The 14,658-nt window shown below is 72.9% G+C and carries 12 protein-coding genes and 1 tRNA gene; all 13 read left to right on the forward strand.

Annotation, left to right across the window (positions count from 1 at the left end):
• Positions 1-100 precede the first annotated feature (100 nt).
• On the forward strand, positions 101-982 hold the full coding sequence (rsmI, locus tag ACFVUH_RS28460; protein WP_355370273.1) for a 16S rRNA (cytidine(1402)-2'-O)-methyltransferase: 882 nt from the start codon (positions 101-103) through the stop codon (positions 980-982).
• Between the two features lie 278 nt (positions 983-1,260).
• Positions 1,261-1,710 (forward strand): hypothetical protein, encoded by a 450-nt coding sequence (locus ACFVUH_RS28465; RefSeq protein ID WP_355370270.1) that lies wholly within the window; start codon positions 1,261-1,263, stop codon positions 1,708-1,710.
• Positions 1,711-1,837: 127 nt separating this feature from the next.
• The gene (metG, locus tag ACFVUH_RS28470) at positions 1,838-3,460 is read left to right on the forward strand and encodes a methionine--tRNA ligase (RefSeq protein ID WP_387916137.1); all 1,623 of its coding nucleotides are present in this window, start codon (positions 1,838-1,840) and stop codon (positions 3,458-3,460) included.
• 19 nt (positions 3,461-3,479) lie between these two features.
• Positions 3,480-4,358: a TatD family hydrolase gene (locus ACFVUH_RS28475; RefSeq protein WP_387916139.1), complete on the forward strand. Its 879-nt coding sequence runs from the start codon at positions 3,480-3,482 to the stop codon at positions 4,356-4,358.
• Between the two features lie 70 nt (positions 4,359-4,428).
• A complete protein-coding gene (locus tag ACFVUH_RS28480; protein WP_355370261.1) occupies positions 4,429-5,052 on the forward strand; it encodes a Uma2 family endonuclease in 624 nt (207 codons plus the stop codon).
• Positions 5,053-5,080: 28 nt separating this feature from the next.
• Positions 5,081-5,977 (forward strand): 16S rRNA (adenine(1518)-N(6)/adenine(1519)-N(6))-dimethyltransferase RsmA, encoded by an 897-nt coding sequence (gene rsmA / locus ACFVUH_RS28485; protein ID WP_355370259.1) that lies wholly within the window; start codon positions 5,081-5,083, stop codon positions 5,975-5,977.
• Positions 5,978-5,980: 3 nt separating this feature from the next.
• Positions 5,981-6,955, forward strand: coding sequence for a 4-(cytidine 5'-diphospho)-2-C-methyl-D-erythritol kinase (locus ACFVUH_RS28490; RefSeq protein ID WP_387916141.1), 975 nt, complete (start codon positions 5,981-5,983; stop codon positions 6,953-6,955).
• A 130-nt stretch (positions 6,956-7,085) separates the two neighbouring features.
• Positions 7,086-8,930 carry an ABC-F family ATP-binding cassette domain-containing protein gene (locus tag ACFVUH_RS28495; RefSeq protein ID WP_387916142.1) on the forward strand — a complete coding sequence of 615 codons (1,845 nt, stop codon included), beginning with the start codon at positions 7,086-7,088 and terminating at the stop codon, positions 8,928-8,930.
• A 288-nt stretch (positions 8,931-9,218) separates the two neighbouring features.
• On the forward strand, positions 9,219-9,743 hold the full coding sequence (locus tag ACFVUH_RS28500; RefSeq protein ID WP_387916143.1) for a hypothetical protein: 525 nt from the start codon (positions 9,219-9,221) through the stop codon (positions 9,741-9,743).
• A gap of 43 nt (positions 9,744-9,786) precedes the next feature.
• Entirely contained in the window at positions 9,787-11,451 is a 1,665-nt protein-coding gene (locus ACFVUH_RS28505; protein ID WP_387916145.1) for a WXG100 family type VII secretion target, read from the forward strand.
• Between the two features lie 144 nt (positions 11,452-11,595).
• The gene (mycP, locus tag ACFVUH_RS28510) at positions 11,596-12,876 is read left to right on the forward strand and encodes a type VII secretion-associated serine protease mycosin (RefSeq protein WP_387916147.1); all 1,281 of its coding nucleotides are present in this window, start codon (positions 11,596-11,598) and stop codon (positions 12,874-12,876) included.
• A gap of 120 nt (positions 12,877-12,996) precedes the next feature.
• A complete protein-coding gene (locus ACFVUH_RS28515; RefSeq protein WP_387916148.1) occupies positions 12,997-14,331 on the forward strand; it encodes an MFS transporter in 1,335 nt (444 codons plus the stop codon).
• A gap of 65 nt (positions 14,332-14,396) precedes the next feature.
• A tRNA-Thr gene (locus tag ACFVUH_RS28520) sits at positions 14,397-14,469 on the forward strand.
• The last annotated feature ends 189 nt before the right edge of the window (positions 14,470-14,658 follow it).

The raw sequence follows: 14,658 nt of genomic DNA on the forward strand, positions 1-14,658 counted from the left end.
CATCGTAGGGGCGCGGGACGAGGCTGCGGAGGGTCCCTCCGAAGCTGCCCGAATCGTCACCAAAAGCGCCCGGCCGCCGGTTGCTGGAAGGATGGGGCCCGTGACAGGAGTACTGGTACTGGCAGGCACCCCCATCGGCGACGTCTCGGACGCCCCGCCCCGGCTGCTCACGGAGCTGGCCACCGCGGACGTCATCGCGGCCGAGGACACCCGGCGGCTGCGCCGGCTCACCCAGGCGCTCGGGGTGACCCCGACCGGGCGGGTGGTCTCCTACTTCGAGGGCAACGAGGTCGGGCGCACCCCCGAACTCGTCGAGGCGCTGCTCGGCGGTGCCCGGGTGCTGCTGGTGACCGACGCCGGGATGCCGTCCGTCTCCGACCCCGGCTACCGGCTGGTGGCGGCCGCGGTGGCCGCCGACGTCAAGGTGACCGCGGTGCCCGGGCCGTCCGCGGTGCTGACCGCGCTGGCGCTGTCCGGGCTGCCGGTCGACCGGTTCACCTTCGAGGGATTCCTGCCGCGCAAGAGCGGCGACCGGGCCCGGCAGCTGGCCTCGGTCGCCGCCGAGCCCCGCACCATGGTCTTCTTCGAGGCCCCGCACCGGATCGCCGAGGCGCTCACCGCGATGGCCGAGGCGTTCGGCGCCGAGCGGCCCGCCGCCGTCTGCCGCGAGCTGACCAAGACCTACGAGGAGGTCCGGCGCGGCCCGATCGGCGAACTCGCGGCCTGGGCGGCCGAGGGCGTCAAGGGCGAGATCACCGTGGTCGTGGCGGGCGCGCCGCCGGCCGCGCCGCAGGAGCTGACGCCGGCCGAGCTGGCCCGGCTGGTGGCCGTCCGGGAGGAGGCCGGAGAGCGCCGCAAGGAGGCCATCGCGGCGGTCGCGTCCGAACTGTCGTTGCCCAAGAGGGAGGTCTTCGACGCGGTCGTGGCGGCCAAGAACGCGGCTGCGGCGGGCCCCGGGCGCACGGTCGGTGAACCGTCCTGAACTGACCGCGACAAGCCGCTGAGCTGCGGGTACGTACCGTTCGCGGGCGATGTGCCACAGCGCGTGCGGGCGCGTACCGTGGGGAGAAGGCCCCGGGAGAACGCCCGTCGGGCCGAAGCTTCGGTCGAGGTTCCCGGACAGGACCCACCCTTTCGTATAGGGATTCCCAATCTGCCTCCAAGTCTTCACAAGAGGGGCATCGCCCGGAGCGATCCGGGCATTTCCTGGGATGGAAAGACCCAGCCGGGCGAGCGCCCGGCGGGCGCTGGGAGACGGCTATGAGCGAGACGATCGGTAGCCCCCGCGGTGGCAACGCCCTGAGCGACCCCGGCCCGAGCGGCACCGGCCCGAACGGCCGGACGCAGACTCCCGTCGAGACCGTCCGGGAGGCCTACTCCTTCGCGTGCCTGAGCTGCGGGTACGGCTGGGAGCAGGCGTACGACATCGAGCACCACGTGGCCCGGGACGGGCACGTCGTCTTCGAGTACCACGCCAACGGAGTCCGGGTGCCGTCGCCGCTGCTCAAGCCGACCTGCCCGGGCTGCGGCGGCCACACCGTGCGGATCATGCGCGAGGGCCGGGTCAGCGTCGCGGACCGGTCGTTGCAGCACGCCCCCGGGTTCGCGGCCCACGCCGAGCCGGCCGGGGCGCCCGGGACGGGCCGGCCGGTGCGGCCCGCCCCGACGGGCGGGCGCTGGGCGCGGTTCTGGGCGCGGCTGCGCGGCTGACGAGGAGGAGGCGGGCCCCGGCTGGGAGGCGGAGGCCCGCCGACGAGGAGGCGCAGGGCCGGTGGCCGCGGGGCCACCGGCCCTCGCCGTGCGGGGGCCCGCGCGGGCCCGACTAAGCTTGCGGACCATGGCCGCCACTGCAGAGCACCACAGCACCAGCGGGGGCACCACCCCCGCGTACTACGTCACCACCCCGATCTACTACGTCAACGACCGCCCCCACCTCGGCCACGCGTACACCACCGTGGCGGGCGACGTGCTGACCCGCTGGCACCGCCAGCGCGGCGAGAAGGTGTGGTACCTGACCGGCACCGACGAGCACGGTCAGAAGATCCTGCGCACCGCCGAGGCCAACGGCGTCACCCCGCAGGAGTGGTGCGACAGGCTGGTCGAGGAGGCCTGGAAGCCGCTCTGGCAGCACCTGGAGATCGCCAACGACGACTTCATCCGCACCACCCAGGAGCGGCACACCGCCCGGGTGCAGGAGTTCGTCCAGGACCTGTACGACAAGGGCGAGATCTACAAGGGCGGCTACTCCGGCCCGTACTGCGTCGGCTGCGAGGAGTACAAGCTCCCCGCCGAACTGCTCGACGGCGCCACCGAGGGCGAGAAGCTCTGCCCCATCCACAAGAAGCCGGTCGAGTGGCTGGAGGAGGAGAACTACTTCTTCCGCCTCTCCGCGTACGGCCCGAAGCTGCTGGAGTTCTACGCCCAGAACCCCGGCTTCATCGCCCCCGAGTCGGCCCGCAACGAGGTGCTGCGCTTCGTCGAGCAGGGACTGCAGGACCTCTCCATCTCCCGCTCCACCTTCAACTGGGGCGTCCCGCTGCCCTGGGACGAGAAGCACGTGCTCTACGTGTGGGTGGACGCACTGCAGAACTACATCACCGCGGCCGGCTACGGCGCCGACCCGGAGCGCTTCGCCGAGCTGTGGCCGGCCTCGGTGCACCTCGTCGGCAAGGACATCCTGCGCTTCCACGCGGTGATCTGGCCCGCGATGCTGATGGCCGCCGGCCTGCCGCTGCCGAAGCGGGTCGTCGCCAACGGCTGGCTGATGGTCGGCGGCGAGAAGATGTCCAAGTCCAACCTGACCGGCATCGCGCCCACCGACCTGACCTCGCACTTCGGCGTGGACGCCTACCGCTACTACTTCCTGCGGGCGATCCCGTTCGGCACCGACGGCTCGTTCTCCTGGGAGGACTTCACCGCCCGGTACACCTCCGAGCTGGCCAACGACTTCGGCAACCTCGCCTCCCGGCTGGCGGCCATGGTCGGCAAGTACTTCGACGGCGTGCTGCCGGCCGCGGCGGCGCCGGGCGAGGCCGAGCGGGCCGTCGCCGAGGGCCTCGCGGCGGCCGTCGCGACCGCCGACCGGAAGATCGGCGAGGAGCTGGACTTCGCGGGCGGGCTCGCGGCCGTCTTCGACTTCGTCAAGCAGGTCAACGGCTACCTCACCGAGCAGGAGCCGTGGAAGGTCGCCAAGGACGACTCGGCCGAGGGCCGGGACCGGCTGGCCACCATCCTCTACACCGCCGCCGAGGCGCTGCGGGCCACCGCGGTGCTGCTCAACCCGGTGATGCCGACCACCGCCGAGAAGCTCTGGGCCTCGCTCGGCGCTGCCGAGGGGCTGGGGGCGCTCGCCGGGCAGACCGTCGCCGAGGCCGCGCAGTGGGGCCGGCTGCCCGCCGGTGCCACCGTCACCAAGGGCGAGATCCTGTTCCCCCGTCTCGAGGAGAAGCCGGCCTCCTGAGGCCGGTGAAGGACGACTGATGCCGAAGAAGGACGACGACCGGTCCACCCCGCCGCCGCTGCCCGCCCCGCTGGCGGTGGCGGTCGCCGACTCGCACACCCATCTGGACATGCAGTCCGGCACCCCCGAGGAGGGCCTGGCCAAGGCCGCCTCGGTCGGGGTGACCACCGTCGTCCAGGTCGGCTGCGACGTGCCGGGCTCGCGCTGGGCCGCCGAACTGGCGGCCCGGTTCGAGCAGGTGCACGCCGCCGTCGCCCTGCACCCCAACGAGGCGCCGCGGATCTTCCTCGGCGACCCCGACGGCTGGTCCGGGCAGCGGCGGGAGCCCGGAGGGCAGGCCGCGCTCGACGCGGCGCTGGCCGAGATCGACGCGCTCGCGGCGCTGCCGCAGGTCCGCGCGGTCGGCGAGACCGGCCTCGACTACTTCCGCACCGGGCCGGAGGGCGTCGAGATCCAGAAGGAGTCGTTCCGCCGCCACATCGCGATGGCCAAGCGGCACGGCAAGGCCCTGGTGATCCACGACCGGGACGCCCACGAGGACGTCGTCGCCGTCCTGCTGGAGGAGGGCGCCCCCGAGCGGACCGTCTTCCACTGCTACTCCGGCGACGCCGAGATGGCCAAGGTCTGCGCCGAGCACGGCTGGTACCTCTCCTTCGCCGGCCCGGTCACCTTCAAGGCCAACCAGCCGCTGCGCGACGCCCTGTCCGCCACCCCGCTCGACCGGATCCTGGTCGAGACCGACGCCCCCTTCCTCACCCCCCACCCCTACCGCGGCCGCCCCAACGCCCCGTACCTCATCCCGGTCACGGTCCGCTCGATGGCCGACACCCTGGGCCTGTCGGAGGAGGAGCTCGCCGGGGCGATCGCGGAGAACACGGCGCGGGCGTTCGGGTACTGATCCGATCGAACGAATGTCGGGTTGCGGCGGAACGATTCGGCACTCGTGACGGCTTTCTAGGCTGGTTAGCATGAGTGCAGTGAGGGAGGTGGCCATGACCGCCATGCCGATCGACGGACCCGTCGAGGATCATCACGACTCGTCGCACCCGCTGTCCCAACTGCGGACGTACGAGCAGGTCAAGAACCTCGACCTGCCGTTCGATTGGGATCTTGTGGACGGAGTCATCGTGGTCCGGGGGCAGACGAATCAGTGGCACGACCAGGTGCGGGACGAGCTGTACTCGGCACTGCGCAGTGCGCGGGTCACGCCTTACGCGGCGAACGTCGAGCGCTGCGTGCTGCTGGACGAGGACAACACGACCAAGCCGGATGTCGTGGTGTTCGACAAGACCGGCATCGATGTCTTCGAGCTGGAGTGCCTCCCGCCCGAGGCCGTGGTGCTCACCGTGGAGGTCGTCTCGCACGGGACCCGGGCCAACGACCGCTTCCGCAAGCCCGGGCAGTACGCCGACAAGGGCATCCCGTACTACTGGCGGGTCGAGCGCGGCATCGACGACCTCCCGATCGTCCACGAGTTCCACCGGGACGAGGAGAAGGGCGTCTACCTGCCCGTCGCCCAGCACGAGGGCGTGCTGCGCACCACCGTCCCCTACCCCGTGGAGATCGACCTCGCGGCGGTCGTCGAGCTGTGAGGGTGCCGCGCGCCCGTATCCTTGGCGGGTGAGCAGCACCGACCCCACTTCTGACAGCCGCCCCCAGCCTTCGGCCGGGGGGACCCCCTTGCTCGGCGGCGCGGACATCCGGGCGCTGGCGGACGCGTTCGGCGTGAAGCCGACCAAGCAGCGCGGGCAGAACTTCGTCATCGACGGCAACACCGTGCGGCGGATCGTCCGGGCCGCGGAGGTGACCGGCGAGGACGCGGTGGTCGAGGTCGGGCCCGGCCTCGGGTCGCTGACGCTCGCGCTGCTGGAGGTCGCCCGGCACGTCACCGCGGTGGAGATCGACCCGGTGCTGGCGCGGCACCTGCCCGACACCGTCGCCGCCCGGATGCCCGGGAAGGCCGAGGCGTTCGACCTGGTGTTCAGCGACGCCATGCTGGTCACCGAGCTGCCCGGCCCCGCGCCGACCGCGCTGGTCGCCAACCTGCCGTACAACGTGGCCGTGCCGGTGCTGCTGCACATGCTCGCCACCTTCCCCAGCATCGAGCGCACCCTGGTCATGGTGCAGAGCGAGGTCGCCGACCGGCTCGCGGCCGAGCCCGGCAACAAGGTGTACGGCGTCCCCTCGGTCAAGGCCAACTGGTACGCCGACGTGAAGCGGGCCGGGGCCATCGGCCGCAACGTCTTCTGGCCCGCCCCCAACGTCGACTCCGGGCTGGTCTCGCTGGTCCGCCGCGACCCGCCGAGCACCACCGCGAGCCGCGAGGAGGTGTTCGCGGTCGTCGACGCCGCGTTCGCCCAGCGCCGCAAGACCCTGCGGGCCGCGCTGGCCGGCTGGGCCGGCTCCGCCGCCGCGGCCGAGCAGGCGCTCGCCGCCGCCGGCATCGACCACAAGCTGCGCGGCGAGATGCTCACCGTCGAGCAGTTCGCCGCCATCGCCGAGCACAAGCCGGAGTAGGGGATGGATCCCGTGAGCGTCACGGTACGCGTGCCCGCCAAGGTCAACGTCCAGCTCGGGGTCGGCGGCCTGCGCGCCGACGGCTTCCACGACCTGGCCAACGTCTTCTTCGCGGTCGCCCTCGGCGACGAGGTGACGGCGACGGCGGGCGAGCCCGGCGCGGGCGTCACCCTGAGCTGCACCGGACCGGACGCCGACGCCGTCCCGCTGGACGGGAGCAACCTCGCCGCCCGCGCCGCCCGGCTGCTCGCCGCCCGCCACGGCCTCGCCGAGCCCGACGTCCACCTGCACATCGCCAAGGCCATCCCGGTCGCGGGCGGCATGGCCGGCGGCAGCGCCGACGGCGCGGCGGCGCTGGTCGCCTGCGACGCCCTGTGGGGGCTCGGTACGCCGGCCGACACACTGCTGGAGCTGGCCGCCGAGCTTGGCTCGGACGTGCCGTTCGCCCTGGTCGGCGGCGTCGCCCTGGGCCGCGGGCGGGGCGAGATCCTGGAGCCGCTGCCCGTCACCGGCAGCTACCACTGGGTCTTCGCGGTCGCCGACGGCGGCCTGTCCACCCCCGCCGTCTTCCGCGAGTGCGACCGCCTGCGCGAGGAGGCCGGCACCGGCTCCGGCGACGCCGAGGTGGCCACCCCCGACGCCGACCCCGCCCTGCTCGCCGCCCTCGCCGACGGCGACGCCGTCGCGCTGGCCGCCGCCCTGGCCAACGACCTCCAGCCGGCCGCGCTGTCGCTGCGCCCCGCCCTCGCCGACACCCTCCGGGCCGGCACCGCGGCCGGGGCGCTCGGGGCGCTGGTCTCCGGCTCCGGGCCGACCTGCGCCTTCCTGGCCAAGGACGCCGAGGGCGCCGAGGCGGTCGCCGCCGCGCTGCGCGCCTCCGGCAGCTGCCGGACCGCGCACGCCACCCACGGGCCGGTGCCGGGTGCTGCCGTGGCGGCGGGCTCGCCGGGCATCGTGGTGCCGGGGCCGGGCGCGTAGCGACCGGTCGGGCCGCCGGGCCGGTCGGGCGATCGGCCGAGCGCGCGGCGACCCGGGACGGGCCCACTAGGCTGGGAGGCTCCGAGGCTCCGCCCGAGCCCGGACCGTCGAACCCAGGAGCGCAGCACACGTGGCCGTCAACCTCGCCACCATCGAGTCCGTCACGAAGGTCTACGGCACCCGGGCCCTTCTGGACGGGGTCAGCCTCGGCGTCAGCGAGGGCGACCGGATCGGTGTCGTCGGACGCAACGGCGACGGCAAGACCACCCTGATCCGGATGCTCGCCAAGCTGGAGGAGCCCGACGGCGGCCGGATCACCTGGTCCGGCGGCCTCCAGCTGGACGTCCTCACCCAGCACGACTCGCTGGACCCGACCGCCACCATCCGGCACGAGGTCATCGCCGACCGCGCCGACCACGAGTGGCTCGGCGACGCCCGCATCCGCGACATCATCGAGGGCCTCTTCGGCGGCCTCGACCTGCCCGGGTTCCCCGACGGCCTGGACACCGTCATCGGCCCGCTCTCCGGTGGCGAGCGCCGCCGGATCGCCCTCGCCAAGCTGCTGCTCGGCTCGCCGGACCTCATCGTCCTCGACGAGCCCACCAACCACCTCGACGTCGAGGGCATCGCCTGGCTCGCCCGGCACCTCCAGTCCCGCCGCTCCGGGCTGGTCTGCGTCACCCACGACCGCTGGTTCCTCGACCAGGTCTGCACCCGGATGTGGGACGTCCAGCACGGCGCCGTCCACGAGTACGAGGGCGGCTACTCCGACTACGTCTTCGCGCGCGCCGAGCGGTCCCGGATCGAGGCCGTCGAGGAGCAGAAGCGCCAGAACCTCGCCCGCAAGGAGCTGGCCTGGCTGCGCCGCGGCGCCCCGGCCCGTACCTCCAAGCCCCGCTACCGCATCGAGGCCGCCAACGCGCTCATCGCCGACGTCCCCGAGCCGCGCGACAAGAGCGAGCTGATGAAGTTCGCCAACGCGCGCCTCGGGCGGACGGTCTTCGACCTGGAGGGCGTGACCGTCAAGGCCGGCCCCAAGCTGCTGATGGAGAACATCACCTGGCAGCTCGGCCCCGGCGACCGGATCGGCCTGCTCGGCGTCAACGGCGCCGGCAAGACCTCGCTGCTGCGCGCGATGCGCGACGCCTACGCCTCGGAGGGCGACGTCCAGCCGACGTCCGGGGTCATCAAGGTCGGCAAGACGGTGCGCCTGGCGTACCTCTCCCAGGAGGTCGCCGAGCTGGACCCGGCCACCCGAGTGCTGCAGGCCGTCGAGCAGGTCCGCTCCCGAGTCGACCTCGGCAAGGGCCGGGAGATGAGCGCCGGCCAGCTCTGCGAGCAGTTCGGCTTCGGCAAGGACAAGCAGTGGACGCCGGTCGGCGACCTCTCCGGCGGCGAGCGGCGCCGGCTCCAGCTGCTCCGGCTGCTGATGGACGAGCCCAACGTGCTGTTCCTCGACGAGCCCACCAACGACCTCGACATCGAGACGCTCAATCAGCTGGAGGACCTGCTCGACGGCTGGCCCGGCTCGATGGTCGTCATCAGCCACGACCGCTTCTTCATCGAGCGGACCACCGACGTGACGTACGCGCTGCTCGGCGACCGGCGGATGCGGATGCTGCCGAACGGCGTCGACGAGTACCTGGAGCGGCGGGCCGCGATGGCCGCCGCAGTGGCCGCGGCGGCTTCGGCCGCCGCCACCGGCGCGGCGGCGGCAGCGCCGGCGGCGGGCGGCACGGAGGCCGGGGCGCCCGCGCTGTCCGGCGGGGACCTGCGGGCGGCCAAGAAGGAGATGCAGAAGCTGGAGCGGCAGATCGCCAAGCTGGACGAGAAGGAGTCCAAGCTGCACGCCCAGCTCGCCGAGCACGCCGCCGACTTCTCCAAGGTCGCCGAGCTGGACAGCCGGCTGCGGGCGGTCCGGGACGAGAAGGAGGAGCTGGAGATGAGCTGGCTGGAGCTGGCCGAGCAGGTCTGAGCCCCGCCCGGGAGCCACCGGCGAGCAGCCGCTCCCACCCGCACGGCCCGACGGCCCGGCGCACCGCGCGCCGGGCCGCACGTGTCAAGTTCGTACCGATCGCGTACAAGCGGGCCATGGGCCCTGCCGGTCCGACGGAGGCGGTGGCTACGATGACCGAGGCGCCGCTCGTCCCGAGGCGTGGACGGTGCGGGGCCGCTACGACCGAGTACGACCGAGTAGTTGACGGTGTGTCGCGGCGCGGCGACCTGCGGGGGTGCGCCGCGCACGGGGGAGAGGTGGATTGCTGTGCCAGGCGAGGCTGGACCGGGCGGCGCGGGCTGGGCCGAGGGCCCCAACGGCGAGGTGAAGCCGTGGACGCTCGACAACAGTTGGGTCGGTCGTGTGGTCGGCCAGGTCCAGGTCGACGTGAGCGCCACCGCACTGGTGGCGGCGTTCGGCTCCAAGGACGTCAAGATCGAGCTCGACACGCTGACCACGTTCAAGAAGAAGGTCGACGCGCTCCTGGCCTCACTGGAGGGCTCGGAGGCGGCGCAGCACAACATCAAGGAACAGAAGCTGAGCGCCGGCAACCTCGGCACCGGCTTCCACGAGTCCACGGACCTGATGGCCGCGTACGACCGGACGCACGCCGCGATCCTGCAGCTCTCGAAGTCGCTCGCGGAGCAGATCGACAAGATGGGCCGGGCGGTCGCCCAGACGGCGGGCAGCTACGGCAGCAACGAGGAGCACCAGACGACGGCGGTCAACGCGGTCGCGAAGAACGCGGACGGCGGACCTGGCGGGTCGCCGTCGGCGACCGGCACGTACTGATGATCGTGGTGCGTGTCCGCTTCGGTGAAACGGGGAGCAACTGATGGCAGGCGGAACGAATTTCGAGGGGATCGGCCACCCCCAGCTCAAGGGCATGGTCGCCGGCAGCGACCCGGCGAAGGTGGTCAGCCGCGGCAACCAGCTCAAGAACGCCGCGCGAGTGCTGGACGAACTCAGCAGGTCACTGGCCGCCCACGTCGGACAGATCCAGTGGGAGGGTCCGGCCGCCGAGAACTTCAAGACGTGGGCCGGCAACCTCAACAAGTCGACGGCCATGATCGGCGAGTACTCCAAGGGCGCCGGCGACGCGATGGTCCTGGCGGGCGAGGCCCTGGGCGGCGCCAAGACCGGCGTGCCGGAGGTGCCGACCAAGGACATCGACCTGGTGAAGCGGCACGCCGCGCAGCCGTGCCTGAAGCCCTCGCCGTTGGCCGTCACCGGATTCGGCAACCCGACCGCCACGACCGACGCGATCATGAAGAAGGAGGACCCGACCTGGGTCTCCTACGCGGAGGCCGCGGCGGCACAGAAGCGGGTGGACACGGCGCACCAGGAAGCCATCCACCAGATGGAGACGCTGGGGCAGGCGTACGAGGCGGCCACCGCCCAGTTGAACGGGCTCAAGCTGCCCGAACTGCCGGGCACCCCCGGTGACGGCCCGAAGGCGGTCGACGGCGGATCAGAGGTGGTCGTGGGGTCCGGTGGCGGTTCCACCGGTGGTGCCTACCGGCCGGTCGGTCGTAGCGGATACAGCGGCGGAGGCTCCAGCCAGACCGGCGGTGGTTACGTCAGCAGTGGCGGTTCCGTGACGCCGCGTCCGCCCGCGTCGGTGCCGGACGGGCCGAGGACTCCGGGGCACAGCACTCCGATCCCGCCGTCGCACGGTGGTTCGGTGCCGCTGCCGGGCGACCCGAGCACGCCCGGGACGGTGACTCCGCCGACCACGTTCCCCGGGGACCGTCCCGGTACCGGGCTGGACAGCCTGCCGACGGTGCCGACACTGCCCGGGCACACCGGTCCGGTGGGGCCGGCGGGTGGCGGCCCCGTGACGCCGTACCCACAGGGTGGCGGTCCCGGTCAGCCGGGCATCCCGGGCGGAGGGCCCGGTCCCTTCCTGGGTGGCGGGCCGATTCCGTTGGGCGGCACCGGACCGTTCACCGGGGGAACCGTGCCGCTGAAGGGTGGCGGCGGGGGCTCCGTTCCCCCGAACCGGACCAGCACCTTCGGGGGCGGGAACCCGTCGGCGAAGGGCGGTGCTCCGGTACCGACCAACGGCGGGGCCGTCTTCGGGGCGCGTGAGGCGGCCCAGGGCCGGGCCGGTGGGTCCGCCGGCGGTGGCGGCTTCGGCGGTCCGGGCGGCGGGATGCACCCGGGTGGCGGCCACGGTGGTGGCGCGGTCGGTGGTTCGCGCGGTCGTGGGTACAGCTCGACCGTCGGCGGTGTGGTCGGCGGCGCGAAGGGACCGGTGGCCGGCGGGGAGTTCACCCCGGGCGGCAGCGGTCTGCGCAACCGGGCGGCCGCGGCCGGGGCGGCGGCTGCCGAGGGCGCGGCGCGGCCGGGCCAGAACGGCATGATGGGCCCGGGCATGACGGGCGGCGCGGGGGAGCGGCGCGAGCGCGAACGGCGCCGGCGGGCCGACTACCTGCACGAGGACGAGGAGACCTGGACCGGCGGTACTCCGAAGAGCAACCCGGGCGTGGTTGAGTAGTGCGGAACGACTGCCCGGCCACTGGGCCCACCCGGTGGCCGGGCAGTTCCGTGTGGGGCAATACCCGCTTCCGGCGGGGAAAGTGACGAGGGAGCAGTGATGCGGCGGACGGACGTACGTGTGCGCGGGCGGAGGTTCGCCGCGGTGCTGCTGTCGGCCGGTATCGTGGTCGGGCTGACGATTGGGCCGGCAGTCGCGGTGGATTCGATCCGCGACCAGCAGTGGCACCTTGACACCATGAAGGCGCCCGAGATCTGGCAGACGAGCAAGGGCCGGGGAGTCACCGTGGCGGTGATCGACGGCGGCTTCCGGCTCGATCATCCGGATCTGGCCGGGCAACTGTTGTCGGGCAAGGACATGAGCGGACTGTCCGGTGGGCTCGGCGTCGACAAGAGCGGTCACGGCACGGGAATCGCCGGTCTCATCGCGGGGTCCGGGAAGGGCCTGGGAGGGAAAGGCGCGTACGGTCTGGCACCCGAGGCCAGAATCCTCCCGATCAAGATAAACATCAACGACGACCCGGCCCAGCCGATCGATGCCTCCGGTTACCTGAAGCAGGTGAGTCAGGGCATCACCTACGCGGCGGACCAAGGGGCGAGGGTCATCAATGTCTCGTCGGTCGCGGGTTCCTCCGGGGTCTCCACGGGGGACATCGCCGAGCTCGAGAAGGCCGTCGAGTACGCCAACGGGAAGGGCGCGCTCGTCGTCGCAGGTGCCGGAAACAGTGGGCAGGAGGGGAATCCCGTTCTGTATCCCGCGGCTCTGCCGAGCATCATGGCGGTGGCGGCGGCCGATCAGGCCGGAACGGCCACCGGGGAGTCCGAGCACGGTCCGCAGATCGACATCGCGGCTCCGGGGGTGGACATCTACACGTCGTGTGTCGCGGAATCCGGCTACTGCAAGAAGCACGGCACTTCCGACGCAACCGCCCTGGTCTCCGCCTCGGCGGCGCTTCTCTGGTCGGTTCATCCCGATTGGGCTCCGAACCAGATCGCCCGGGTGCTGATCAACACGGCCGGGAAGCCCAAGGACGGTTCGAGCCGGACCGACTTCATCGGGTACGGAATCGTCCGGCCGCGCGTCGCGCTGACCACGCCGGGTGATCCGGGACCGGCCGATGTCAGTCCTCTGGCGGACGCGGCGGGCAGCGTGACGCCGTCGGCGTCTGCCGAGTCGCCCAGTCCGGTGTCACCGTCCGCGTCCGGGACTCCCGCGGCGCCGCCCGCTTCCTCCTCCGTTGCACCGCCGGCTTCCGCCTCTGCTGCGCCGGCCGGGCAGCAGCAAGCGGGGCAGCGGGAGGCGGGGACGTCGTGGGTGGGCGTCGGGGTGGCAGTTGGGGCGGGTGCGCTGGTGGTGGCCGGGGGTGTGGTGGCCCTGGTGGTGCGGAGGCGGCGGCCGCCGAGTGACAACCCGTACGCGAGGTGATGTGGGGGTCGCTGTGGGGGTGTGAGGGCGGCGCCGGGGGGCGTGGGGGGTGGGGTGGGGCGCGGGTGTCACTCGGGTGGGCGCTGTCGGGGGTGGGGTGGGGTCGTCAGGGTTGGGGGCATGGGTGCGACGGGGCAGATGCGGCGGGCCGCTGCGGCGGCGTTGATCGGTACGGCGATCGAGTTCTACGACTTCTTCATCTACGGGACGGCGGCGGCGCTCGTCTTCGGTGAGGTGTTCTTTCCCGAACTGGGCACGGTGGGAGCGCTGTTGGCGGCGTTCTCGGTGTATGCGGTGGCCTTCCTGGCGCGGCCGCTGGGGGCGGTGGTGTTCGGGCACTTCGGAGACCGGCTGGGGCGCAAGACGACGCTGGTGGTGTCGTTGCTGCTGATGGGCCTGTCGACGGCGGCGGTGGGGGTGCTGCCGGGGTTCGCGGCGTGGGGGTGGTGGGCGCCGGTGGCGCTGGTGGTGTTGCGGGTGTGCCAGGGGGTGGGGCTGGGCGGGGAGTGGGGCGGCGCGGCGCTGCTGGTCGCGGAGAACGCGCCGGCGGGGCGGCGGGGGCGGTACGGGGCGTATCTGCAGTTGGGGCCGACGACCGGGTTCGTGCTGGCCAACGGGGTGTTCCTGGCGCTGCAACTCGGGCTGGACGAGGGGGCGTTCCGGTCCTGGGGCTGGCGGGTGCCGTTCCTGGCGTCGCTGGCGCTGGTGGCGGTGGGGCTGTTCGTGCGGCTGCGGCTGGAGGAGACGCCGCTGTTCCGGGGCGAAGCGCGGACCGGGGCCGAGCGGGCGCCGGTGGTGGAGGTGCTGCGCGGGCACTGGCGGACGGTGCTGGTGGGGTGCGGGGCGATCACGGTGGGGTACGCGCTGTTCTACCTGACCACCACGTACGCGCTGGCGTACGCGACGACGGGGCTCGGGGTGCCGAGCACGGTGGTGCTGGCGATGCTGCTGGCCGGGGCGGCGGGGAAGGCGGTGACGGTGTGGCTGAGCGCGCGGCGCAGTGACGAGTGGGGGCGGCGTCGGACGCTGCAGGGGGCGACGGCGCTGGCGGTGGCCTGGGGGCTGGTGCTGTTCCCGCTGCTGGAGACGGAGCGGCGGGGGCTGATGTTCCTGGCGCTGGCGGGGGCGATGGTGGTGCTGGGGTGCCTGCTGGGGCCGCTGGCGGCGTTCCTGCCGGAGCTGTTCCCGACCCGGGTGCGGTACACGGGGGCGGCGCTGACGTACAACCTGGGCGGGGTGGTGGGCGGGGCGACGACGCCGCTGATCGCGACCAGACTGACCGAGGCGTACGGCACGGCGGAGCCGGTCGGCTGGTACCTGGCGGGGTGGGGGGTGGTGGCGCTGCTCTGCCTGCGGCTGCTGCCGGAGACCCGCGGAACGGACCTGGCGGTGGCGGGTGCGCTGGGCGGCCGGGCGGCCGGGACGGATTTCCCAATCGGCCCCCCGGCCGTGTAATGTCTTCCTTGTTCGAGCGAGCGGCGGAGCGGAAAGCGAAGCCGGGGAGCACGGACAGGGAACAAGCCCCTATAGCTCAGTCGGTAGAGCGTCTCCATGGTAAGGAGAAGGTCTGCGGTTCGATTCCGCATGGGGGCTCAGCCAGGACCTCCGCCTTCGGGCGGGGGTCCTTTTTGTCGTGCCCGCAAGGCCGGTCGGCAGTCGAGCGGCGGCCGGGTGGTGAGACGGTCCGGTGAGACGGTCTGGCAGGTCGGGTACGGAATGCGCTGTGATGGTGCGTCATCGGCCGCCTTCCTCAGCCGGGCGGGGCTGCGGGCGGGACGCCGA

It is taken from the genome of Kitasatospora sp. NPDC058032 (assembly GCF_042885845.1).
Lineage (GTDB): Bacteria > Actinomycetota > Actinomycetes > Streptomycetales > Streptomycetaceae > Kitasatospora.

Excerpts from the sequence above, each read along its gene's own strand:
- ACFVUH_RS28465 (WP_355370270.1), top strand. The coding sequence starts at position 1,261 with ATGAGCGAGACGATCGGTAGCCCCCGCGGTGGCAACGCCCTGAGCGAC.
- metG (WP_387916137.1), top strand. The coding sequence starts at position 1,838 with ATGGCCGCCACTGCAGAGCACCACAGCACCAGCGGGGGCACCACCCCC.
- ACFVUH_RS28475 (WP_387916139.1), top strand. The coding sequence starts at position 3,480 with ATGCCGAAGAAGGACGACGACCGGTCCACCCCGCCGCCGCTGCCCGCC.
- ACFVUH_RS28480 (WP_355370261.1), top strand. The coding sequence starts at position 4,429 with ATGAGTGCAGTGAGGGAGGTGGCCATGACCGCCATGCCGATCGACGGA.
- ACFVUH_RS28490 (WP_387916141.1), top strand. The coding sequence starts at position 5,981 with ATGGATCCCGTGAGCGTCACGGTACGCGTGCCCGCCAAGGTCAACGTC.
- ACFVUH_RS28505 (WP_387916145.1), top strand. The coding sequence starts at position 9,787 with ATGGCAGGCGGAACGAATTTCGAGGGGATCGGCCACCCCCAGCTCAAG.
- ACFVUH_RS28515 (WP_387916148.1), top strand. The coding sequence starts at position 12,997 with ATGGGTGCGACGGGGCAGATGCGGCGGGCCGCTGCGGCGGCGTTGATC.